19 protein-coding genes and 1 tRNA gene are annotated in these 20548 nt (G+C 70.8%); 13 read left to right on the top strand and 7 right to left on the bottom strand.

Features of this window, described 5'->3' with window-relative positions:
- Window positions 1-323: 323 nt before the first annotated feature.
- On the bottom strand, window positions 324-1004 hold the full coding sequence (phoU, locus tag RV983_RS16880) for a phosphate signaling complex protein PhoU (RefSeq protein WP_475986603.1): 681 nt from the start codon (window positions 1002-1004) through the stop codon (window positions 324-326).
- A gap of 198 nt (window positions 1005-1202) precedes the next feature.
- Between phoU and phoR the strand changes: the two genes are divergently transcribed.
- Together phoR and phoP are read left to right on the top strand one after the other, a co-directional pair.
- A complete protein-coding gene (gene phoR / locus RV983_RS16875) occupies window positions 1203-2474 on the top strand; it encodes a two-component system sensor histidine kinase PhoR (protein WP_475986602.1) in 1272 nt (423 codons plus the stop codon).
- Complete coding sequence (gene phoP / locus RV983_RS16870; protein ID WP_475986601.1) at window positions 2471-3151, top strand: two-component system response regulator PhoP; 681 nt, start codon at window positions 2471-2473, stop codon at window positions 3149-3151. Before phoR ends, phoP begins: the two co-directional genes overlap by 4 nt.
- A 91-nt stretch (window positions 3152-3242) precedes the next feature.
- Here the strand turns inward: phoP and RV983_RS16865 are convergent, their stop codons facing one another.
- Window positions 3243-3863: a DUF461 domain-containing protein gene (locus tag RV983_RS16865; protein WP_475986600.1), complete on the bottom strand. Its 621-nt coding sequence runs from the start codon at window positions 3861-3863 to the stop codon at window positions 3243-3245.
- A gap of 601 nt (window positions 3864-4464) precedes the next feature.
- Between RV983_RS16865 and RV983_RS16860 the strand changes: the two genes are divergently transcribed.
- The 6 genes from RV983_RS16860 to RV983_RS16835 all read left to right on the top strand — a co-directional run bounded on the left by RV983_RS16860 (window position 4465) and on the right by RV983_RS16835 (window position 10810).
- Window positions 4465-4947 (top strand): CarD family transcriptional regulator, encoded by a 483-nt coding sequence (locus RV983_RS16860; RefSeq protein WP_018559600.1) that lies wholly within the window; start codon window positions 4465-4467, stop codon window positions 4945-4947.
- A gap of 335 nt (window positions 4948-5282) precedes the next feature.
- A complete protein-coding gene (ispD, locus tag RV983_RS16855) occupies window positions 5283-6014 on the top strand; it encodes a 2-C-methyl-D-erythritol 4-phosphate cytidylyltransferase (RefSeq protein ID WP_475990353.1) in 732 nt (243 codons plus the stop codon).
- Window positions 6004-6501, top strand: a complete 498-nt coding sequence (ispF, locus tag RV983_RS16850) for a 2-C-methyl-D-erythritol 2,4-cyclodiphosphate synthase (RefSeq protein ID WP_475986599.1) — start codon at window positions 6004-6006, stop codon at window positions 6499-6501. The genes ispD and ispF overlap by 11 nt, the downstream gene beginning before the upstream one ends.
- Before the next feature lie 100 nt (window positions 6502-6601).
- The gene (gene cysS / locus RV983_RS16845; protein WP_475986598.1) at window positions 6602-7996 is read left to right on the top strand and encodes a cysteine--tRNA ligase; all 1395 of its coding nucleotides are present in this window, start codon (window positions 6602-6604) and stop codon (window positions 7994-7996) included.
- A gap of 89 nt (window positions 7997-8085) precedes the next feature.
- A complete protein-coding gene (gene rlmB, locus RV983_RS16840) occupies window positions 8086-9042 on the top strand; it encodes a 23S rRNA (guanosine(2251)-2'-O)-methyltransferase RlmB (protein ID WP_475986597.1) in 957 nt (318 codons plus the stop codon).
- A 166-nt stretch (window positions 9043-9208) separates the two neighbouring features.
- Complete coding sequence (locus tag RV983_RS16835; protein WP_475986596.1) at window positions 9209-10810, top strand: DoxX family protein; 1602 nt, start codon at window positions 9209-9211, stop codon at window positions 10808-10810.
- Between the two features lie 75 nt (window positions 10811-10885).
- On the opposite strand, the gene RV983_RS16830 is transcribed toward RV983_RS16835, so the two are convergent.
- The 3 genes from RV983_RS16830 to RV983_RS16820 form a co-directional block, all read right to left on the bottom strand.
- On the bottom strand, window positions 10886-11623 hold the full coding sequence (locus RV983_RS16830; protein ID WP_475986595.1) for a nucleotidyltransferase family protein: 738 nt from the start codon (window positions 11621-11623) through the stop codon (window positions 10886-10888).
- 30 nt (window positions 11624-11653) lie between these two features.
- Complete coding sequence (locus tag RV983_RS16825) at window positions 11654-12067, bottom strand: hypothetical protein (protein WP_475986594.1); 414 nt, start codon at window positions 12065-12067, stop codon at window positions 11654-11656.
- 222 nt (window positions 12068-12289) lie between these two features.
- The gene (locus RV983_RS16820) at window positions 12290-13408 is read right to left on the bottom strand and encodes an ABC transporter ATP-binding protein (RefSeq protein WP_475986593.1); all 1119 of its coding nucleotides are present in this window, start codon (window positions 13406-13408) and stop codon (window positions 12290-12292) included.
- A gap of 224 nt (window positions 13409-13632) precedes the next feature.
- Between RV983_RS16820 and RV983_RS16815 the strand changes: the two genes are divergently transcribed.
- Window positions 13633-13705, top strand: a tRNA-Thr gene (locus RV983_RS16815).
- Between the two features lie 43 nt (window positions 13706-13748).
- Here the strand turns inward: RV983_RS16815 and RV983_RS16810 are convergent.
- A complete protein-coding gene (locus RV983_RS16810) occupies window positions 13749-14915 on the bottom strand; it encodes a site-specific integrase (protein ID WP_475986592.1) in 1167 nt (388 codons plus the stop codon).
- Window positions 14916-14936: 21 nt separating this feature from the next.
- On the opposite strand from RV983_RS16810, the gene RV983_RS16805 reads away from it, so the two are divergent.
- The 4 genes from RV983_RS16805 (at window position 14937) to RV983_RS16790 (ending at window position 16137) form a co-directional block, all read left to right on the top strand.
- Window positions 14937-15089 (top strand): hypothetical protein, encoded by a 153-nt coding sequence (locus tag RV983_RS16805; protein ID WP_475986591.1) that lies wholly within the window; start codon window positions 14937-14939, stop codon window positions 15087-15089.
- Entirely contained in the window at window positions 15065-15223 is a 159-nt protein-coding gene (locus tag RV983_RS16800) for a hypothetical protein (protein WP_475986590.1), read from the top strand. Before RV983_RS16805 ends, RV983_RS16800 begins: the two co-directional genes overlap by 25 nt.
- Before the next feature lie 4 nt (window positions 15224-15227).
- Window positions 15228-15482 (top strand): hypothetical protein, encoded by a 255-nt coding sequence (locus RV983_RS16795; RefSeq protein ID WP_475986589.1) that lies wholly within the window; start codon window positions 15228-15230, stop codon window positions 15480-15482.
- A 190-nt stretch (window positions 15483-15672) separates the two neighbouring features.
- Entirely contained in the window at window positions 15673-16137 is a 465-nt protein-coding gene (locus tag RV983_RS16790) for a hypothetical protein (RefSeq protein ID WP_475986588.1), read from the top strand.
- A gap of 788 nt (window positions 16138-16925) precedes the next feature.
- Here the strand turns inward: RV983_RS16790 and RV983_RS16785 are convergent.
- Window positions 16926-20348 (bottom strand): phosphodiester glycosidase family protein, encoded by a 3423-nt coding sequence (locus RV983_RS16785; RefSeq protein WP_475986587.1) that lies wholly within the window; start codon window positions 20346-20348, stop codon window positions 16926-16928.
- Window positions 20349-20548 lie beyond the last annotated feature (200 nt).

Here is a 20548-nt window from a genome sequence, read left to right as displayed (position 1 = left end):
ACGGGTGGGGTCAGCAGCTGCACCCGCCGCAGCGGCAGGGCGCTCCGGACTGGCAGCCGCACCCGCAGCCCGATCCGCAGCCGCACGCTCCGAGAAGCGGCAGCTCACGGACACCGGGGGAGTGCGGGGTTCCCTCCGCGGAAGGCTGGTCGCGGGCGGTGGACGATGTGGGGGATTCGGGCATCTTTACCCTCCTGGTCCGGTGAACGGCTGCGTGCATGCCATCCACCAGTGAAGGGCGTCCCCCACGGGCGCATCAACGGCGCGCGGAAGCATTTCGGCGCGTCCGGAATATGCCGCTTCCACCGCCGGACCGCCGGAGGCTAGTCCGCCGGCATCGGGACCGGCGGCGGGGTCAGCTCGTCCGGGTGCTCGCCCGTGACGAGGTAGACCACGCGCTTGGCCACCGAGACCGCGTGGTCGGCGAAGCGCTCGTAGTAGCGGCCGACCAGGGTCACGTCGACCGCGGTCTCTATGCCGTGCGACCAGCGGTCGTCCAGCAGGTGCTGGAAGAGGGTCCGGTGCAGCTCGTCCATGCGGTCGTCGTCCTGCTCCAGCTGGAGCGCGTCGTCGACGTCCTTGGTGACGATGACCTCGGCGGCCTTGGCCATCAGGCGCTGTGCCAGCTGGCCCATCTCCAGGATGGTGCTGTGCAGGTCGCTCGGCACCGCGCTCTCCGGGAACCGCAGCCGTGCGAGTTTCGCCACATGGCGGGCCAGGTCGCCGGAGCGCTCCAGATCGGCGCTCATGCGCAGCGACGTGACGACGATCCGCAGGTCGGTGGCGACCGGCTGCTGGCGGGCGAGCAGCGTGATCGCCCGGCTCTCGAGCTCGCGCTGCAGGTCGTCGATCTTCTCGTCGGCGGCGATCACGCTCTCCGCCAGCTTGAGGTCGGCGTCGAGCAACGCCGTGGTCGCCCGGCCGATCGCAGAGCCGGCAAGCCGGGCCATCTCGACCAGGCCGTCACCGATCGAGTCGAGTTCCTCGTGGTATGCGTCGCGCATCGCGTTCCTTCCGTTCCCGATCAAACAAAGAGGATTGTCCTCCACGCCGGCACGCTCACACGCTCGCCCCCGCACGCGTATCGCTCGAGCCCCGGGAATGAATCGACCCTGACACCACGGTGAACTCTTGGCAACGCGCGTTCGATAAGAAGCTCCGACTGCTGTGGGTCACTCATTCCGTCCGCCTAACCTGGGTCTATGGACGTGAACGCGGCAGTTGCCGCAGCCAGTGCGATCGCCGGTCTCTGTACCGGTGTGATCGCTGTGCTCGCGTTCCGCTGGAGCGAGCGGGAACAGGCCCGCCCCACGCGCACATCCCTGCGGCAGGACGCCGCAGCCGTACTTCCGCCGGGCGTGGACACGGTGCTTTCCGTGCTGCGCTCGTCGGCCGTCGTCCTGGACGAGGGCGACACGGTGGTCAAGGCCAGCTCGGCGGCGTACGCCCTGGGGCTGGTCCGGGGCGGCAGGCTCGCCGTCGACCAGATGCTGCAGATGGCCCGTGAGACCCGGCGGGATGGCGAGATACGGCAGGTGGAACTGGACCTGCCACGCCGCGGTGCCGGACGGGGCGAAGGCCTCGCGGTGTCCGCACGAGTGGCACCGCTGGGCTCCCGCCTGGTGCTGCTGCTCGTCGAGGACCTCACCGAGGCCCGGCGGATCGAGGCGGTGCGCCGCGACTTCGTCGCGAACGTCAGCCATGAGCTGAAGACGCCGGTCGGCGCACTGTCGCTGCTCTCCGAAGCGGTGATGGACGCCAGCGACGACCCGGAGGCGGTGCAGCGCTTCGCGGGCCGGATGCAGATCGAGGCCTCCCGGCTGACCAGCCTGGTCCAGGAGATCATCGACCTCTCCCGGGTGCAGGACGACAACCCCCTCGACGACGCGGAACCCGTCGCCGTCGACGACCTCGTCGCCGAGGCGGTGGACCGCTGCCGGCACCCCGCCAACGCCAAGCAGATCACCATGGCCACCGGCGGCGCCCCCGATCTGTTCATCTGGGGCAACCGCGGCCAGCTGGCCGCCGCGCTCGGCAACCTCGTCGAGAACGCGGTCAACTACAGCCCGGCCCGCACCCGCGTGGGCATCGCGGGCCGTCGGATCCCCGCCCCGGGCGGGGACCTGATCGAGATCTCCGTGACCGACCAGGGAATGGGTATCTCAGAAAAGGACCGGGACCGCGTCTTCGAGCGGTTCTACCGGGTGGACCCGGCGCGTTCGCGCGCGACCGGCGGCACCGGGCTCGGTCTGTCCATCGTCAAGCACGTGGCCGCCTCGCACGGCGGGGAGGTCACGGTGTGGAGTGCTGAAGGCCAGGGCTCCACTTTCACCCTACGGCTGCCGGAGGCCGCGACATCCCGGGAGTCCCGGGACCGCTCCGCCGCCGCCGTGCCGTCGGAGGACTCCGAAACCTCCTCCGCTCTCTACGAGACGTTCCCTGATCACATCCCCGCTCCGGAGGTCCTCCCGTGACCCGAGTACTCGTCGTCGAGGACGAAGAGTCCTTCAGTGATGCCCTGTCGTACATGCTCCGCAAGGAGGGCTTCGAGGTCGCCATCGCGGCGACCGGCCCCGACGGGCTCGACGAGTTCGAGCGCAACGGCGCCGACCTCGTCCTGCTCGACCTGATGCTGCCGGGTCTGCCCGGCACCGAGGTCTGCCGCCAGCTGCGGCTGAAGTCCAATGTCCCGGTGATCATGGTGACCGCCAAGGACAGCGAGATCGACAAGGTTGTCGGCCTCGAAATAGGAGCCGACGACTACGTCACCAAGCCCTTCTCCTCCCGCGAGCTGGTGGCCCGTATCCGCGCCGTCCTGCGCCGGCGCGGCGAGCCGGAGGAGATCTCGCCCTCCGCCCTGGAGGCCGGCCCGGTCCGCATGGACGTCGACCGCCACGTCGTCACCGTCGGCGGCGGCAAGGTCGACCTGCCGCTCAAGGAGTTCGACCTCCTGGAGATGCTGCTCCGCAACGCGGGCCGCGTCCTGACCCGTATGCAGCTGATCGACCGGGTCTGGGGCGCCGACTACGTCGGTGACACCAAGACCCTGGACGTGCACGTCAAGCGCCTGCGCGCCAAGATCGAGCCGGACCCGGGTGCGCCGCGCTACCTGGTGACGGTGCGCGGCCTCGGCTACAAGTTCGAGCCGTAAACCGCTGCTACCTCCGGACCTCCGGGCGTCCGCAACGCGGAAGGGGCCCCGGGAGCGTGTGCTCCCGGGGCCCCTTCGCGGTGTCAGGTGGTCACGGGGTCGGCGACCCGGTGGCGGACTCGCTGACGCGGGTCGAGGGGTTGCCGGAGGGCTTCCCGGTGGCGCCGGCGGACGCGGACCCGGTGGGGCTCGCGGCGGACCCGGTGGGACCGAACGAGGCGTAGTAGCCCGTCGCCGGCAGCGCGAGGGTCTGGAGCGTGACCTCGCCGGTCCTGCTGAAGTCGAAGACGACCTTCTGGAAGTCGCCGTTGTTCTTGCTCTCCGTGCCGCCCGCGACGGTGGCGGACGGGTTGCCGTCCCCGCCGATCAGCACGGAGCCGTGGCCGGGGACCTTGATCGAGCCGGACAGCTCGGCCTGCTGGTCGCCGACGGTCACGGATTCGATCGTCTGCTCGTCGGCGCCGTTGTTGAACACCTTGGCGGAGATCACGGACGAGCCGGTCGACCCGGTGGCCTGGGTCAGGACAACGGCGTTCTGGACCTCGATGTCGCCCACGCTGGTGGCCGCGTGGTCGGGCCGGACCTGCAGCGTGTCGGCGTGGTTCCCGGCGGCGCACGCGGCGAGCGGGAACAGCGACAGCGCGAGGACGGTGGCGAGGGCGCCACGTCGAAGCCAGGGGGCGCCCCCGGCCGGAGGTTGGGGGAGGCTCACGGCGACGGCATCTCCTTGGGCAGGGTACGGAGGTACAGGTGTAGGGACGTACGGGACTGACGACTTACCAAGTGCGGGCTCAGGTTACCGAGCCCGCCTCCCGGGCCCGCACCGGGCCACCCTTCGGCGGGGCGGCCTCACCCTCCCGGGTGTCCCGATAGCCCCCTCGGGCCGCCGCGGGACCCCACCGAGTGCCCCGCCCGCACCCTCCCGGAATCCATTCCGGCATTACGCCGAACGATTCCCGCCGGCCCGGCATGATCGATTTACCGTTGATCCCCCGGACGGAAATGCGGAGGGGTGCGAAAATGGATCACCGCAGTCCGTGGCGGCCGAACGGAGTAGCGGCAGACCCCCCGCAAGGGAGGGACAAAACCGGATGTTACGGCCCATGATCGGGGTCTCCGCGCGGTGTGACGGGCGTGTTTCAGCCTCCCCTGATACCCGCTCCGACCTGCGAATACCGCCTTCCGTTCGGCTTCCGCAGCACGTCCCGGGCGCCCTTGTCAAGCCCCGAGATATGCCCTGACCTGCGAAAACGCCATTCAGAACCGGCCGTTTCCGTGTTACCCTGGATAGCCACGGAAGGGGTACCTGTCACATGACGTTCAAGGTTGGCGACACCGTGGTCTATCCCCATCACGGGGCCGCGCTGATCGAGGCCATCGAAACTCGCCAGATCAAAGGCGTGGACAAGACCTACTTGGTGCTCAAGGTCGCCCAGGGCGACTTGACGGTACGTGTGCCCGCGGACAATGCGGAGTTCGTCGGCGTGCGCGACGTGGTCGGTCAGGAAGGGCTGGACCGGGTCTTCGAGGTGCTGCGGGCACCGTACACCGAGGAGCCGACCAACTGGTCCCGCCGCTACAAGGCAAATCTGGAGAAGCTCGCCTCCGGCGACGTCATCAAGGTCGCGGAAGTCGTGCGCGACCTGTGGCGGCGCGAGCGGGAGCGAGGACTGTCGGCCGGTGAGAAGCGCATGCTCGCCAAGGCCCGTCAGATCCTGGTGAGTGAGCTCGCGCTCGCGGAGAACACCAACGAGGACAAGGCCGAGACCCTTCTTGACGAGGTGCTCGCGTCCTGACGCGGATTTCCGCAGTGCCCGGCGCGTCCCGTACGCCGGGCACTGTTGCGTACCCGGAGGCCGTCACAGGCCTGCGCGGCGCGCCGCCCGTCAGGCCCCGGCCGTCCGGTGGGACGGCGCGGCGGCATGGCCGGATGACCCGTGAAACGGGGTGCGGGATGGTCCCCCGTGCCGTGCGCGGGCCCGATGCGGACACCGTTCGGCGCACCTGACGTCCATCAGCGTTCGCTCGTGCGTCGACTCCCCCTGCATACTGAGTGCCGGGCCCGGGCAGTTGGCCCTGTCGGTGTCACGGAAGGGTCCGACAGGGGCTTCGTGCCCGGCACGTTGAGGCGATACCCATCTCGGCCAAGGACACAAACCTGACTACCGCCGCAGTCATTCCCGCCGCCGGACGCGGAGTCCGGCTCGGCCCCGGTGCGCCCAAGGCGTTGCGCACCCTGGGCGGCGTTCCCATCCTCGTGCACGCCGTGCGCGCCATGAGCCGTGCCCGCGCGGTGTCGCTGGTCGTCGTCGTGGCGCCCCCGGACGGCGTCGCCGAGGTCAGGGCGCTGCTGGACAGCCACGGGCTGCCCGAGGCCAAGGACATAAGGATCGTTCCCGGCGGCGACACCCGCCAGGAATCGGTACGGCTGGGGCTGGCCGCCCTCCCGGGCGAGATCGAGGTCGTGCTGGTGCACGACGCGGCCCGCCCCCTGGTGCCGGTCGACATGGTCGAGGCCGTGGCCGCCGCCGTCCGCGAGGGTGCCGCGGCCGTGGTGCCGGGCCTGCCGCTCGCCGACACGGTCAAGCAGATCGATCCCGCCACCGGCGCCGTCGTCGGCACCCCCGAGCGCGCACTGCTGCGCGCCGTGCAGACCCCGCAGGGCTTCGACCGCGTCACGCTGGCCAAGGCGCACGCCACGGTCACCGGCGAGGTCACGGACGACGCCTCCATGGTCGAGCGGCTGGGCGTCCCGGTGCTGGTCGTCCCCGGCCACGAAGAGGCCTTCAAGGTCACGCGCCCGCTGGACCTGGTCCTCGCCGAGGCCGTCCTCGCACGACGGAGGGCCTCCGATGAGTACTGACCGGACTCCCGGCCTGATCCCCCAGGTCGGCATCGGCACCGACATCCACGCCTTCGAGGCGGGCCGCGAGCTGTGGATCGCGGGACTGCTGTGGGAGGGCGAGGGCGACGGGCTGGCGGGCCACTCCGACGCGGACGTCGTCGCGCACGCCGCGTGCAACGCGCTCTTCTCCGCCGCCGGTCTGGGCGACCTCGGTGCGCACTTCGGTACCGGGCGCCCGCAGTGGTCGGGAGCGTCCGGTGTGACCTTGCTCACGGAGGCCGCCCGGATCGTCCGCGAGGCCGGCTTCGGCATCGGCAACATCGCCGTGCAGGTGATCGGCCCGCGACCCAGGATCGGCAAGCGCCGCGCCGAGGCCGAGGCCGTGCTGGCCCGAGCGGTCGGCGCGCCGGTGTCGGTGTCGGGTGCCACCACCGACGGCCTCGGTTTCACCGGCCGCGGCGAGGGGCTGGCGGCCGTCGCCACCGCACTGGTCTACCGGGTGTAGCGCCCCACGGCACACATACGGGTGACGCCCGGTGTCACAACCCCGTGAAGCCGGTGTCAGGCCGTCCGCCGCAGGGGTCCCGGACCACTACCCTTGATGCGTGACTATTCGCCTGTACGACACCAACGCGCGCCAGGTCCGTGACTTCACCCCGCTCACGCCGGGCTGCGTCTCGATCTACCTGTGCGGCGCGACCGTGCAGGCGGCCCCGCACATCGGCCACATCCGGTCGGGGCTCAACTTCGACATCATGCGGCGGTGGTTCGCCCACCGCGGCTACGACGTGACGTTCGTCCGCAACGTCACGGACATCGACGACAAGATCATCGTCAAGTCGGCCACCGAGAACCGCCCATGGTGGGCGATCGGTTACGACAACGAGCGGGCGTTCAACGCCGGTTACGACGCGCTCGGCTGCCTGCCGCCCACCTACGAGCCGCGCGCCACCGGGCACGTCCCCGAGATGATCGAGATGATGCGCGGCCTCATCGAGCGCGGCCACGCCTACGCCGCCGAGGGCAACGTCTACTTCGACGTGCGCTCCTTCCCCGGCTACCTCGGGTTGTCCAACCAGGAACTGGACAACCTGCGCCAGCCCGAGGGCGAGGGCGAGACCGGCAAGCGGGACCCGCGCGACTTCGCGATGTGGAAGGCCGTCAAGCCCGGCGAGCCGTCCTGGGACACCCCGTGGGGCCGCGGCCGTCCCGGCTGGCACCTGGAGTGCTCCGCGATGGCCCACAAGTACCTCGGCCCCGCCTTCGACATCCACGGCGGCGGCATCGACCTGATCTTCCCGCACCATGAGAACGAGATCGCCCAGTCCAAGGCGTACGGCGACGACTTCGCGGCCTACTGGGTGCACAACGCCTGGGTCACCATGAGCGGCGAGAAGATGAGCAAGTCGCTCGGCAACTCGGTGCTCGTCAGCGAGATGGCCAAGCGCTGGCGGCCCATCGTGCTGCGCTACTACCTCGGCACCCCGCACTACCGCTCGATGATCGAGTACAGCGAGGAAGCGCTGCGGGAGGCGGAGTCGGCGTTCGCCCGGATCGAGGGCTTCGTGCAGCGCGTGGTCGAGATGGCGGGCCCCGTGGAGCCGGCCGCCGAGGTACCGCCCGCGTTCGCCGAGGCGATGGACGACGACCTGGGTGTGCCCCAGGCGCTGGCGATCGTCCACACCACCGTCCGCCAGGGCAACTCGGCGCTGACCGCGGACGACAAGGAGACCGCGGTCGCCCGCCTCGCCGAGGTCCGTGCGATGCTGGGCGTCCTCGGTCTGGACCCGCTCGACGAGCACTGGTCCGGCGGCGAGCGCAGCGAGGACCTGCACGGGGTCGTGGACTCCCTGGTCCGCCTGGTGCTGGAGCAGCGGCAGGGGGCGCGGGCCCGCAAGGACTACGCGACCGCCGACGCCATCCGCGACCAGCTCCAGCAGTCCGGTCTGGAGATCGAGGACACGCCCTCCGGCCCGCGCTGGTCGCTCGGCTCGCGGTAGGCGCCGCGCCCGGCCTCCGGGCCATCATTGATACGTACGTTCACGCAGGAGCAGCCGTACCCGGCTGTGTAGCAGGAAACAGGTGACCCATGGCCGGCAACAGCCAGCGCAGGAACCGCCGCACCGCCAACAAGAAGGGCGCGACGGTCGGCAGCGGCGGGCAGCGGCGCAGGGGCCTGGAGGGCAAGGGCCCCACCCCGCCCGCCGAAGCGCGCAAGGGGCACGCCAAACAGCGTGCCGCCAACGCGAAGGTGAAGCGCGCCACCTCCACGCAGTCCCGTCGTCCCTCGGGACGCGGCGCGAAGTCCACGTCCGAACTGGTCGCGGGGCGCAACCCGGTGGTCGAGGCGCTGCGCGCCGACATCCCGGCCACGGCGGTCTACGTCCAGCAGTTCATCGACAACGACGAGCGGGTGCGCGAGGCGATCAAGCTCGCCACCGAGCGCGGCGTCCCGCTCATGGAGGCCCCGCGCCCGGAGCTTGACCGCATCACCAACGGCCTGAACCACCAGGGCCTGGTGCTGCAGATCCCGCCCTACGAGTACGCCCACCCCGAGGACCTGGCCGCCGCCGCCTTCGACGCGGGCGAGGCCCCGCTGATCATGGCGCTGGACGGGGTCACCGACCCGCGCAACCTCGGCGCGGTCGTGCGTTCCGTGGCGGCCTTCGCCGGGCACGGGGTCGTCGTCCCCGAACGCCGCGCGGCCGGCATGACCGCCGGCGCCTGGAAGACCTCGGCCGGCACCGCCGCCCGGGTCGCGGTGGCCCGGGCGACCAACCTGACCCGCACCCTGGAGGCGTACCAGAAGGCCGGGCTCACGGTCGTGGGCCTCGCCGCCGACGGGGAGGTCGAGCTGCACGAACTGGAAGCGCTCGCCGGCCCGGTCGTCGTCGTCGCCGGTTCCGAGGGCAAGGGGCTGTCGCGGCTCGTGGGCGAGACCTGCGACGTGCGGGTACGCATCCCGATGCCGGGTGGCGCGGAGTCGCTGAACGCGGGTGTCGCCGCGGGCATCGTGCTCTACGAGGCGGCGCGCCGCCGGGCCTGACCGTTTCGATTCACGACAAAACCGCTGGTTGACGGGCCTCGGACAGAAGAGGCCCGTCACACAGTGTCCTTATCGGGTGTCACTCGGTTAGATGAGTGTGGACACCAGAACACCCCGCACTCCTCCGGGGGGACGGGCCGCGGCACCCGACGAGCCCGTGCTCACCATGCACAAGATCGCGTCCGACCCGGCCCAGGTCATCGTCAATCACGCGAGCTTCCGCGTGCAGCTCGGCGCGTCGTCCGCGCGTGCGATGGCGAGGACCGCGCGCGTCCCGGTCATTCCCACGTCCGTGCATCCCTCCGCCGCCGCGCAGCGCCGCGGCGCGCCGCTGGTGTGGTCCGGGCGCAGCCGCCCCGGCGACGCGGCCGCCACACAACTGCTCTCGGCCGTGAGGCAGAGCAACTCCGACCACCTCGACGCCGGCGCCACGACCCAGGTGCTGCCGCGGATCGAGGAGCACCCGCAGCCCCTCGTCGGCGCGCCCCGCCGTCCCCAGGCGCCCGACGAGATGCTCGGCGGCCTGCGCCCCGCGCGCGGCGCCTTCGACGACCGCGACGCGGCCGAGGACACCGGCGAGTTCGCGTACTCGGGTCCCTACGACCGCGACGACGAGGCGGAGTTCGGCCCGGACGACGACCAGGGCTACGGCCAGGGCCACGGCCGCACGCGCCGGGCCGACCGGGGCGAGCCGATCCGGCACGCCTACTACCCCGGGCGCCGGATGAACCTCGGCATCGTGCTGCTGCCGCTCCGGATCTTCCTCGGCTTCATCTCCATCTACGCCGGCATGGGCAAGCTCTGCGACCCCGTCTACTTCGACGGCGGCAAGCGCGGCTCCATGGTCACCTGGCTCAACTCGCTGGACCCGTGGGCGGCTGCCGAGCCGTTGCGCGACCTCGCGCTCGCGCACCCCATCGGGGCCGGGCTGACGGTGGCCTTCCTCCAGGTCATCGCCGGTGTGCTGACGGTGTTCGGGCTCTGGCAGCGGTTCGCGGCGTCGATCGGCGCCCTGCTGTCGGCCGCGCTGCTGGTCACCGTGAGCTGGCGGACCGTCCCGGCGTACGACGCGCCCGACATCGTCTATCTGGCCGCCTGGAGCCCGCTGATCATCGCGGGCGCGCCGGTCTACTCCGCCGACGGGCGGCTGGCCTCCGAGGCCTGGCGCCGGCTCGGCCCGCGTGCGCCGCTGTGGGAGCTGCGGCGCCGTGTGCTGCGGCGCGGTGCGGTGCTCGCCACGGTGCTCGCCGGCGTCGCGCTGGTGGTCGGTGCCACGCTGGGCACCGCCGTGCGGTCGACGTCTCCGCACTCCCAACTGCCCGGCCCGACCGACCTGCCGACGAACGACCTCAACGGCTCCCCGCTGCCCGAGGTGCCCGGTGAGGGCTCGGCCAAGCCGTCCGCGGCGCCCTCGGCCTCCCGGTCCGGCAAGGCGTCGCCCTCGCCGTCCAGTTCGCCCTCCACGCCGAGCGCTCCGTCGTCGGCGCCGACCGTCAGCCGCTCCACCTCCGGTTCGGCCGGCACGGGCTCGGCGGGCGGCGGCACCGGCAGCAGCCCGACGCACACCACGCCGTCGACCCAGCCGCGGCCCACCCAGCCCAGCAACCCGCCGACCTCCACCGGCGGCGGTTCGAGCAGCGGCGGTGGCAGCGGCGGCGGTTCCTCCGACAGCGGTGGCGCCCTCGGCGGCCTGCTCGGCAGCGGAGAGACCTCCGGCTGGCTGCTCGGCGCCCCGGCGCGCCCCGCGGGGTCAGGAAAGGTCGCATAACGGCCTGTACGCCCACGAGGCGGCCGGAGGAGCACACGTGCTCCTCCGGCCGCCTCGTCGTTGTGTCGGGCGCTCTCAGGGCCGGGAGGCGAGCTCCTTGGCGGCCTCGGTGAGGTCCTTCTCGGTGTCGATGGCCCGCCAGTAGGCGCCCTGCGGCAGTGAGAAGCCCGCCAGCCGCCGTTCCCGGGCGAGTTGGGGGAACGTCGTGCGCTCGTGGTCGCCGCGGTCCGGCAGCAGCGCCGTGAAGCCGGGGGAGAAGACGTAGACGCCCGCGTTGATGAGGAAGGGCGAGGGCGGCGACTCGACGAAATCCAGGACGTGGCCGAACTCGTCGGTCTCCACGGCGCCCCACGGAATGCGGGGGCGGGCGAGAGCAAGGGTGGCGACCGCGGCGCGCTCGACGTGGAAGTCGGCCATCTCGCCAAGGGAGAACCGGGTCCAGATGTCGCCGTTCGTGGCGTACCAGGCCTCGTCCGGCCGGGGCAGGGAGGCGGCGGCGTACTTCAGGGCGCCACCGCGCCCGAGGGGCTCGCGCTCGACCACGGTCGTGATGCGCAGCGGCAGAGCCGCCGCCGCGCCGGCGAGCCAGTCCTGGAGGACCTCAGCGAGGTGGCCGCACGAGATCACGGCGTCGGTGACGCCCTCGGCGGCCAGCCAGGCGAGTTGATGGCCGATGATCGGTGTCCCGGTTCCCGGGATCTCGATCATCGGCTTCGGGCAGGTGTCGGTGTACGGGCGCAGACGGGAGCCCTGTCCTCCGGCGAGGAGGACGGCCTGGGTCACCGCCTGGGAGGTCGTGGGCGCGCCGGTCATGGCCGCACCCTACGGGACCGGGGCGTCGGGTCATCCGACGGAGGCGACGCCCGTGGCGAAGGCGGTGTCGCAGACAGGCCGCGACCAGGACTGCGCGCGCTGCGAGCCGTACTTGGCCACCGCGGCACGCCCCAGCGATTTGGCCAGGGAGCCGCAGTACTGGGCCAGCGACGGGCGGGCCGCCATCTCGCGCTGCAGCGAGGTGAGGGCGACACCCGGGTTCTTCGCCTGGAGCTCCGACAGGAGGTTGCGGCGCAGCACCTCCTGCGGGGCCGACCTGCCGGCCGAGACGGCCTCCTTGTCGTGGGAGGCGGTGAGCACCTGGGCCTCGGAGGCCGAAGTGGCCCACGGGACGCGGGTGACCGCGAGGGTGCCGGACAGTACGAGGACGACCGGGAGGACGAGGGCGAGTGACTTGCCGATACGGCGGGCTACCTGGTTCACGGCAGTGATGGTAGCGAGGAGTGATGATTTGGCGACATTTAGCCACTCTGACGAGTGATGAATACCTCTTGATCGACTATGGGGCCATTGACGAACATGCTCGAAACGCGGCTGTGTGCCCGTAAATGGTGTGGTCTCCCGGGGCCCTTGCGGCGGGTGGGAACGACCGTGGCCCGGCCCCCCTTGCGCGGGGGCCGGGCCACGGTGCGTACCGTCTGCGCGTCAGTCGCTGAGGCGCTCACCGGTGGAGGTGGAGAAGACGTGCGTCTCGCCGGCGCGCGGCACGACGCGGAGCACGGAGCCCTTCTCGGGCACCTGGCGGCCGCCGACGCGGATGACCAGGTCCTTGTGCTCGCCGCCGACCTGGGCCGAGCCGTAGACGAAACCGTCCGCGCCCAGCTCCTCGACGACGTTGACCGTCACGGCCAGACCGGCCGGCTCGTCCTTCGAGAGCGCCGAGCTGTCGCCGTCGACGATGTCGAAGTGCTCCGGGCGGACGCCGACGGTGACCGTGCGGTCGCCCTTGTCGGCCGCGGCCTGCAGCGTGTCGCGCTCGACCGGCACCACCGAGTTGCCGAACTTCACGCCGCCGTCGGCGATCGGCACCTCGACCAGGTTCATCGCCGGCGAGCCGATGAAGCCCGCGACGAAGAGGTTGGCAGGCCGGTCGTACATGTGGCGCGGGGTGTCGACCTGCTGGAGCAGACCGTCCTTGAGCACCGCCACGCGGTCGCCCATGGTCATGGCCTCGGTCTGGTCGTGGGTGACGTAGACCGTGGTGGTGCCGAGGCGGCGCTGCAGCGAGGCGATCTGCGTACGGGTCTGGACACGGAGCTTGGCGTCCAGGTTGGACAGCGGCTCGTCCATGAGGAAGACCTGCGGCTCACGCACGATCGCGCGGCCCATCGCCACACGCTGGCGCTGACCACCCGAGAGCGCCTTCGGCTTGCGGGCCAGGTACTCGGTGAGGTCCAGGATCTTGGCCGCCTCTTCCACCCGCTTGCGGATGTCGGCCTTGTTGATGCCCGCGATCTTCAGGGCGAAGCCCATGTTGTCCGCGACGGTCATGTGCGGGTACAGCGCGTAGTTCTGGAACACCATCGCGATGTCCCGGTCCTTGGGCGGCAGGTGGGTGACGTCCCGGTCGCCGATCCGGATGATGCCGTCGTTGACGTCCTCGAGGCCGGCCAGCATGCGGAGCGAGGTCGACTTGCCGCAGCCCGAGGGGCCGACGAGGACGAGGAACTCGCCGTCCGCGATGTCGATCTGCAGCGCGTCGACGGCGGGGCGCTCGGTCCCGGGGTAGATCCGGGTCGCCTTGTCAAAAGTGACAGTAGCCATGGTGCAGTGGTCCCTTCACCGGCAGGAACGTGCCGGACGATCCGAGTAAAGGAAAATAAGGTCTAGTCCACGCGGGGTGGACTTTCCGTGACGCTACCCCCCGCGCCCCGCTTTGTCAGCACCCCCCTGCCTCCCAATTCCCCGACCCTCCCCCCCTCCCCGCCTGGGTACACTTCTCCCTGACCCCACCCACCGGTCAGCACGGCGGGCGCGGGGCCACCTGTGCCGCCTTAGCTCAGCTGGTAGAGCACCGCTCTTGTAAAGCGAAGGTCGTCGGTTCGAATCCGACAGGCGGCTCAACTAAGGCCCAGCTCAGGGCCCGTGAAGCCCGGTGAGTGATCTACTCGCCGGGCTTCTGCTTGAGCGATGCGTGAGCGGCGGTGTCAACAGCGGGCTTCCGGGCCCTCGGTACGGCCGCGGCCGCTTTCTCCATCAACTCGTCCTCGTACTCCTCGAATAGCTCCATGTACGTGTTGGACGTGAGCACGATCGTCGAGTGCCGCAGCTTCTTCTTCGCGTCGTGCAGATCGCCCCCGCCAGCCTTCACCAGAGCAGCCGCCCCGTGACGAAGGTCACGCGGGTTGATGGGCGGCAGGTCAGCCTCTTCGACGATCTCCCGGAACGCGTCCGACACCGAGTCCGGGTGCAGCCAGTTGCCGTCCTCCTGGACGAAGACCTTGCCCGTGTCTGTCCACGGCAGCCCGTCCGCCAGCCGCGCGGCACGCTCCGCGGCCTGCCGCTCCTGGTGCGCCCGCAGCGCCGCCACGGTGGCCCGGTAGACCTTCACGTCCGCCGCTGAGCCCTCGGTCTTCGGGGCCGTCTCCACGGGCTTCCAGCCGTCGACCACGATCTCCCGTGCCACGCCGATCGTCCGCGCCTTGAAGTTGATGTTCACCCAGTCCAGGCCGACCGCCTCGCCGCGACGCAGGCCGTGGTGCGCGATGACGTGGAACAGGCAGTACAAGCGGTGCGACTCGGCCGCGTCGAGGAACTGACCGAACAGGGCGGGCGACCAGACCATGACCGGGGACGGCTTGTCGCCCGTCTCCATCCAGCGGGCGACCCGCTCCTCGGTCCACAGCACGCCCTTGGCCCTGCGCACGGTGCCGACCTCGACGAAGGCGGCCGGGTTGAACGTGACGTACTGCCGGCGGATCGCGAAGTTCAGGGCGGAGCGCAGCGTGTTGCGGATCTCCAGCTTTGTCGCCGGGCCGGTGAGCTTCCGGTGCGGCGGCATCTCGTCGAGCTTGGCCCGCTCTGCGGCCAGGCGCTCACGCTCGGCGGCCGGCGGGCGGGACCGCTTGCCCCACGTGGCGCGGCGTGCCGCTGGATCTCCATGAACCTGGAGTGGATCGCCGCCGAGTACCCGGCCGCCGGCGCCGGAGCCCGCGCCGCTCGGCCTGCGCCCCGCGGCCGCGAGTACGTGGTCTGGAGGCGCCCCGACCAGCTCATCACCACCATCGCTGCCCATGCCCAGCCGTTCATCGAGGCCTGCCGCTGTCGGCATCGCCCCGTAAGGAGAACCGTCATGCCCAAGATGGTGCTGACCAGTGAGTTTCTGTCGATCAGCGGCACCGACCTGTCTACCTACACCTCCAAGGCCGAGGTCGCGGTCGAGGTCGAGGGAGAAGGACGTCACCACCTACGGCTTTGCAGGTGTTCGTCGGGGGCCTCGTCCTGACCACGCCGTTCGACCTGCACATGTGGCAGGCCGCCGCTATGGGCGGCGTCGCCGCGGCGCTCTCCCTCGTGAAGGGCCTGGCCGCGAAGGTCTTCGGCGACCCGAACAGCGCGTCGCTGTCCACCAAGGTCTGAGCCCGTGACCCCGCAAGACCTGGGCGTGTACATCAGCCCGGCCCAGACGCACGCGGAGGTAAGGCGCATCGCTGACGGCCAGATCCGCATGGAGGCCAAACTCGACGAGATCATCGGTGATATGCGGGACAGCCGCGACACCCTCGCCGATCACGAGACGCGGCTGCGCACCCTGGAACGGGGGCGCTGGCCGTTGCCGACGATCGCAGCCCTCGTCGGCGGCGCCGTCACCGCCGTGTTCGCCCTGTTCCAGAACTGATCGCGCCCCGCTGCCCTCACGGGTGGCGGGGCGCCTTCGTGCGTTCAGGAGGCGTCTACCAGTTGATGTCGCTCAGGCCCCGCTGAATGTCGTTCGCCAGCCCCGGAACCGACTAACTATGAGCTCATCGATAGGGTGCATGCTGCCTGCACTGGATACTCCGCCGCAGGTCACGAGGGGTGGGAAGCGCATGAGGAAACTGTGGGTCTGCGGCCTGGCACTTGGCATGGCGGGGCTCGTCGGATGCTCCGGCACAAGCGAGGCATCGAAGGAAGCAGTGCCCAGTGCCACGCCATCCGCCGTGACTCTCGCCATCAGCGGGAGGGTAAAGGTCGAACTGTCCACCCATGGCAAGGGTCCCGACACCGGCAAGCCGTGTACGCCTCCGCCGGGCTCCAAGGTCAAGTCCGGGGCTGAGGTCCGTGTGACGGATGGCGATGGCAAGATTCTCGGCACCTCCCGGCTTGAGCCGGGCTTTGCCAACGGATTCGCCCTCAAGACGTGCGAATTCGGCTTCCTCTTCAAGGTGCCTGGCGCGTCCGAGAACTACGTGATGACCGTGGAAGGCTTCCCGCCGATGCCGTACACCCGTGAGGACATTCGACGCGGCATATCCCTGTGGGAGACGGACCAGGGCACGCTGTCTCAGGGGTAGTCGCAGCGGCACTTCGAGCAACCTTCGCGAAGGGACGCTGCTGTTGGGCCGGAGGTGTGGACCATGCCAGTGACGACCGCCGAAATCGAGTTCCGCCGACGCCACGGACACGAGGCACTGGAGCAACTCTTCGACGAGGCAGGGATCGTGCCCACCGATCCCTGCAGGGCATCGGTCATCTGACGTCCCGCCTGCCCCGAATGCGGACAACCCATCCGGTCGCTGTGTCGAAGGCCACGGCCCACGTACCGTCCTGCGTCGCCCGTTCCAGGGCCTGACTGGCGCTCTTGGTGGGTGTGCGGGAGGCGACAGGGGTGCACGGCAAGCGGCCGGTGGACGATCAGGAGGCGGCTCGGTACCTGACGCACTGCGACGTCCTTGAGGTCCGGGCCATGGCCAGGAGGCGCAAGGCGCCGAGCAGTCGGCCGGACGACGACTGCGTGGCCCGGATCGCCTGGCTGGCGGACCTGGTCCACAACGTCGCCGGAGGTGTCGGACCGACGCGTCGGTGGCCGCCGTGGCGGAGGCGGCGGCATCGCCCGCTGGTGTGGCCCTGGAGGACCGCGGACCCGGCCGGGCGCCGGTGGATCGTGCGCACCCTGGACGACGCGGGCGCCACCTGGTCCCCACCCCCGGTGAGGGCGAGGGCGGCGCCGGCTCCCGCAGGCTCTGAAGCGGCAGAACGCCCCGGACCGCGGATCGGTCCGGGGCGTTCGGGTGCGGGCCCCACGGCCGCCTCTCCCGGGCCTGGTGGGCCGGGAGAGGCGGAACCGTGCGGGGTCAGTACCTCACTTGACGGTGATCTGAACCGTGCCCGTGACGCCGCCGCTGGTCACCGTGATGGTGGCCGTGCCGGCGCGGTGGGCCCTCAGGCGGCCGGTGGTGGAGTCCACCTCGGCGACCTTGGTGTTGCTGGACGACCAGACGTGGGACGCCGGGTCCGCGATCGGCATGCTGAGCGGGGCGATGTTGTCGCCGCCGGTCTGGAGGCCGGTCGCGGTCAGGGTCACCTCGTCGTTCCGCTCCATCGGCGCGGTGGGCGCCGTGATGGCGATGGACGCCAGGGAGGGCTCGACGGAGTACTGCAGGTTGCCGTCGGAGCCGATGCGGATCAGGCCGAAGTGGTAGAAGCCGCCCTGGTCCGCGGGGGCGTAGGCGGGCATGCCCAGGTCCGCGAAGGCGAACTGCGGGATGCCGCCCTGGGCGGTGGTCACGCTGTGGCCCTCGGGGTCGAGGATCTGCTCGGAGAAGCCGCGCGCGTGGCCGTACATCATGATCACGTGCTGCGCCGGGTGCGACTGCTGGAACTTCTGCACCAGACGCATGTACATGCGCGCCTCCCAGCGGTCCGTGAACTGGCTGTTCGCGGCCGGGTGGGGGTCGTAGGCGGGCATGTGCGTGACGACCAGCACGTCCTTGGCGGTGGCGTCCGTCAACTGCTGGACGAGCCACGGGTACTGGGCGCCGGCCGGGTCCTGGAACGGGTCCGAGGACTGCAGGCTGCCGTGCGAGTTGTCGGTGACGATCAGCCGCGCCTCGCCCTGGGTGTACGCGTAGCGCGTGTCACCGAAGGTGTCGCTGTAGTTGCCGTTCTCGGAGTCGGCGCCCTGGGTGATCTCGTGGTTGCCGACGATGTCGCGCTCGGGGATGCCGAGGGCGTCCATCTTGGACTTCGCGAACCGCAGGTCGGCCGGCTTGCCGTCATCGGCCATGTCGCCGAGGAACTGGGCGGCGTCCGGGTGGGCCTGCGGGCTCAGGGCGGGCAGCCGCTTGGCGATGGAGTCCATCACGTTGCTGCTGACCGAGCCGGGGTCGCTCGCGAGCATGTGCGCGTCGTCGCCGGCGAGGACGGTGTTGCCGCTCTTGGCGAAGTCGTCGGCGTTCTCCTCGAACTTCAGCCAGGACGGGTTGTCCGGGATCGCCTTGTAGTCGGGCACCGTGACCGGTCGCGGCGAGTACAGGGCCTGCAACCCGGAGACGTTGAGCGAGCCGCTGTAGGCGGTGCTCGGGCTGATCGCCAGGAAGTCGATGAAGCTGATCGTCAGCGGGAACTGCATGCCGGCGGGCAGCTGGGCGACCGCCAGGTGCCAGCCGTTCCAGGTGACGAACGTCGGGTACAGCGTGGTCGACGACCCGTTGACGTTGATGTACTTCTCGGCGAGCTCGATCCCGTTGCCGTCACCCTTGATCCACACACCGATGCCGGTGGGGACGTGACCGCCGTTGGTGTCGGTCTTCAGGGTGACGTTGGGGGACAGCACCAGCTGCTTGACGCCGGAACCGGCCGGCATCGAGTAGTCCAGGCGCAGCGAGCCGGACTCGGTGGAGCCCGGCGGGACGACGCCCGGGTCGGCGGTCAGGGTGGCCGGATTGCCGGTGGTGTTGTTGCTGAGCCGCCAGACGCTCGTGCTGCTCACCGGGTCGATGGTCTTGCTGACGCTGCCGACGGCCACCGAGGCGGTGGCGGTCCTGCCGCCGACCTCGGCGGTCACCTCGGCGAGACCGCCGTTGTTCGCGTCCGCGGTGAAGACACCGTGCGCGTCGACGGTGCCGAGGGAGGACGGGGTGACCGTCCAGTCGGCCGCGTCGGCGGAGATGTCCGTGGTGCGGCCGCTCTTGACGGTGCCCGTCAGGGTCAGCTGCTGGGTGCCGCCGTTGCCCATGTCGACGGTGTCCGGCGAGAGGGAGAGGTCCTTGAGGGTGTCGGCGACCTCCAGCTTCTCGGAGGTGCTGCGGCCGTCGCTGGTGGCGATGACCTCGCCCTCACCGCTGGTGTGCGCGGTGAGCCTGCCGTTCTCGTACGAGGCGAGGGACGCGGGCTCGACGCGGACGTCCACGGCGCCGTCGGTCGGGTTCTCGACCTTGTCCGTGGCGTACACCGACAGCGGGATGGTGCTGCCGGGGACGGTGGTGATGCGGTCGCCGCCGTTCACCACGACCTTGTGGGCCTCGCCGGGCTCCTGCTCCGTGGAGTAGAAGAAGATGCCGTTGGCGACCGGGCGCTCGGTGTTGCCGGGCTGGTCGGACGGGGTGTTGACGACCTCGGCACGCTCGGCGCCGGGCGCGCGGACGGCCATCGTGGTCGAGCCGCCGCCGTCGAAGAGCATCGCGGTGTCGGCGCCGTGGGCGACCATGTAGCCGGCCGCCTGCTCGGAGGTCACGCCGAAGGCCGCGGTGGCGCCGCCCTGGCCGTCGACGGCGACGACGATGGCGTGCTTGCCGTCCTTGGTGATGCCGACGGCGGTCTCCGGGTTGGCTCCGCTCGGCGGGGTGCCGGTCGGGTCCTTGTAGACCTTGCCGTCCTTCACCAGCGTGGTGACGCCGCTGACCAGCTGCGTGACATCGTTGTCCGGAGACAGTCGCGTGGTGATGCCGACCGTGTCGCCGGTGTGCAGGTTCGCCGACAGCCACGTGCCGCCGGCTCCGCCGCCGAGCAGGCCCAGCTGGTCCTTGCCGAGCTGCGGCAGGGAGGTGACGCCGGTCTGCAGGCTGTCGACGGTGAAGCCCCCGGCGGACGCGTGGCCGAGCACCAGGGTGCCGGCGGCCAGGCCCGTGGCGGCGCCGAGGTCGGGGGTGACCTCGGTGATGCCGTCGGCCGTCAGGTCGCCCACGGTGTTCACCGAGGTGAGCGCGCGGGTGGCGGCGCCGTCCGTGATCGTCCCGGAGAAGGACTCGGGGCCCATCACCATGGAGCCGTCGGGGCGGATGCCCAACTGGGAGGCGAAGCCCGGCTTCGGGCTCTTCAGCAGCCGGCCGTCGGTCATCACGCCGCCGAGCGGACGGCCGCTCGCGTGGATCTCGAAGTAGTCGCCGTTGACGCCGGCGACCGCGTGGGTGCGCTTCGCCATCGACGAGACCGTCTCGTCCGCCGGGTTGGTGACGGTGTCGCCCGCCTCGACGACGCCCACCCGGAGGTTCGGGTCGCCGAGGTCGGCGCTCAGCACCTGGACGTGCTGGCGGCCGCCGACGGTGTCGTAGGTCTCGCTGTAGTGCTCCAGACCCTGGGTGACGGTCTCGCTCGGGGTGCGGCTGTAGTCCACCACGAGCGGCCAGTTCTCCGGCGTCTGCGGCAGCCAGTCCGGGGTCGCGGTCCGGTCCTGCGCGGCCCCGTCCCCGGAGGTTCCCGAGGCGGTGGCAGCGCCGGTGACCGCACCGGCCAGGGCCAGCGCCAGTGCGGTGACCACCGCGGTGCGGCGTGCGCCGGCTCCCACGGATCTCTTCCCGCGAAGTGTCATTGCGTGTGTCCTTATGAGTGTCCTGCCGGTCGAAACACCGGCTCGCGTACACACGACACCCACATGGCGAAGGAGAGATGGCCGATTGCGGGTCATCAGGTGACTCACAGGAGTGACATGTCTATGGATTCGGTCAAATAGTGGCCGGATCCAGGCGTGCGAGCGCCCCCGTACCA

The organism is Streptomyces sp. RLA123, from assembly GCF_056270165.1.
This window is presented reverse-complemented; position numbering and strand designations above follow the sequence as displayed.

Coding starts and splice junctions, on each gene's coding strand:
- RV983_RS16790 (WP_475986588.1), top strand. CDS start 15,673: ATGAGGAAACTGTGGGTCTGCGGCCTGGCACTTGGCATGGCGGGGCTC.
- RV983_RS16810 (WP_475986592.1), bottom strand. CDS start 14,915: ATGCCGACAGCGGCAGGCCTCGATGAACGGCTGGGCATGGGCAGCGAT.
- ispF (WP_475986599.1), top strand. CDS start 6,004: ATGAGTACTGACCGGACTCCCGGCCTGATCCCCCAGGTCGGCATCGGC.
- RV983_RS16805 (WP_475986591.1), top strand. CDS start 14,937: ATGCCCAAGATGGTGCTGACCAGTGAGTTTCTGTCGATCAGCGGCACC.
- phoU (WP_475986603.1), bottom strand. CDS start 1,004: ATGCGCGACGCATACCACGAGGAACTCGACTCGATCGGTGACGGCCTG.
- RV983_RS16860 (WP_018559600.1), top strand. CDS start 4,465: ATGACGTTCAAGGTTGGCGACACCGTGGTCTATCCCCATCACGGGGCC.
- rlmB (WP_475986597.1), top strand. CDS start 8,086: ATGGCCGGCAACAGCCAGCGCAGGAACCGCCGCACCGCCAACAAGAAG.
- RV983_RS16820 (WP_475986593.1), bottom strand. CDS start 13,408: ATGGCTACTGTCACTTTTGACAAGGCGACCCGGATCTACCCCGGGACC.
- RV983_RS16830 (WP_475986595.1), bottom strand. CDS start 11,623: ATGACCGGCGCGCCCACGACCTCCCAGGCGGTGACCCAGGCCGTCCTC.
- phoR (WP_475986602.1), top strand. CDS start 1,203: ATGGACGTGAACGCGGCAGTTGCCGCAGCCAGTGCGATCGCCGGTCTC.
- RV983_RS16835 (WP_475986596.1), top strand. CDS start 9,209: ATGCACAAGATCGCGTCCGACCCGGCCCAGGTCATCGTCAATCACGCG.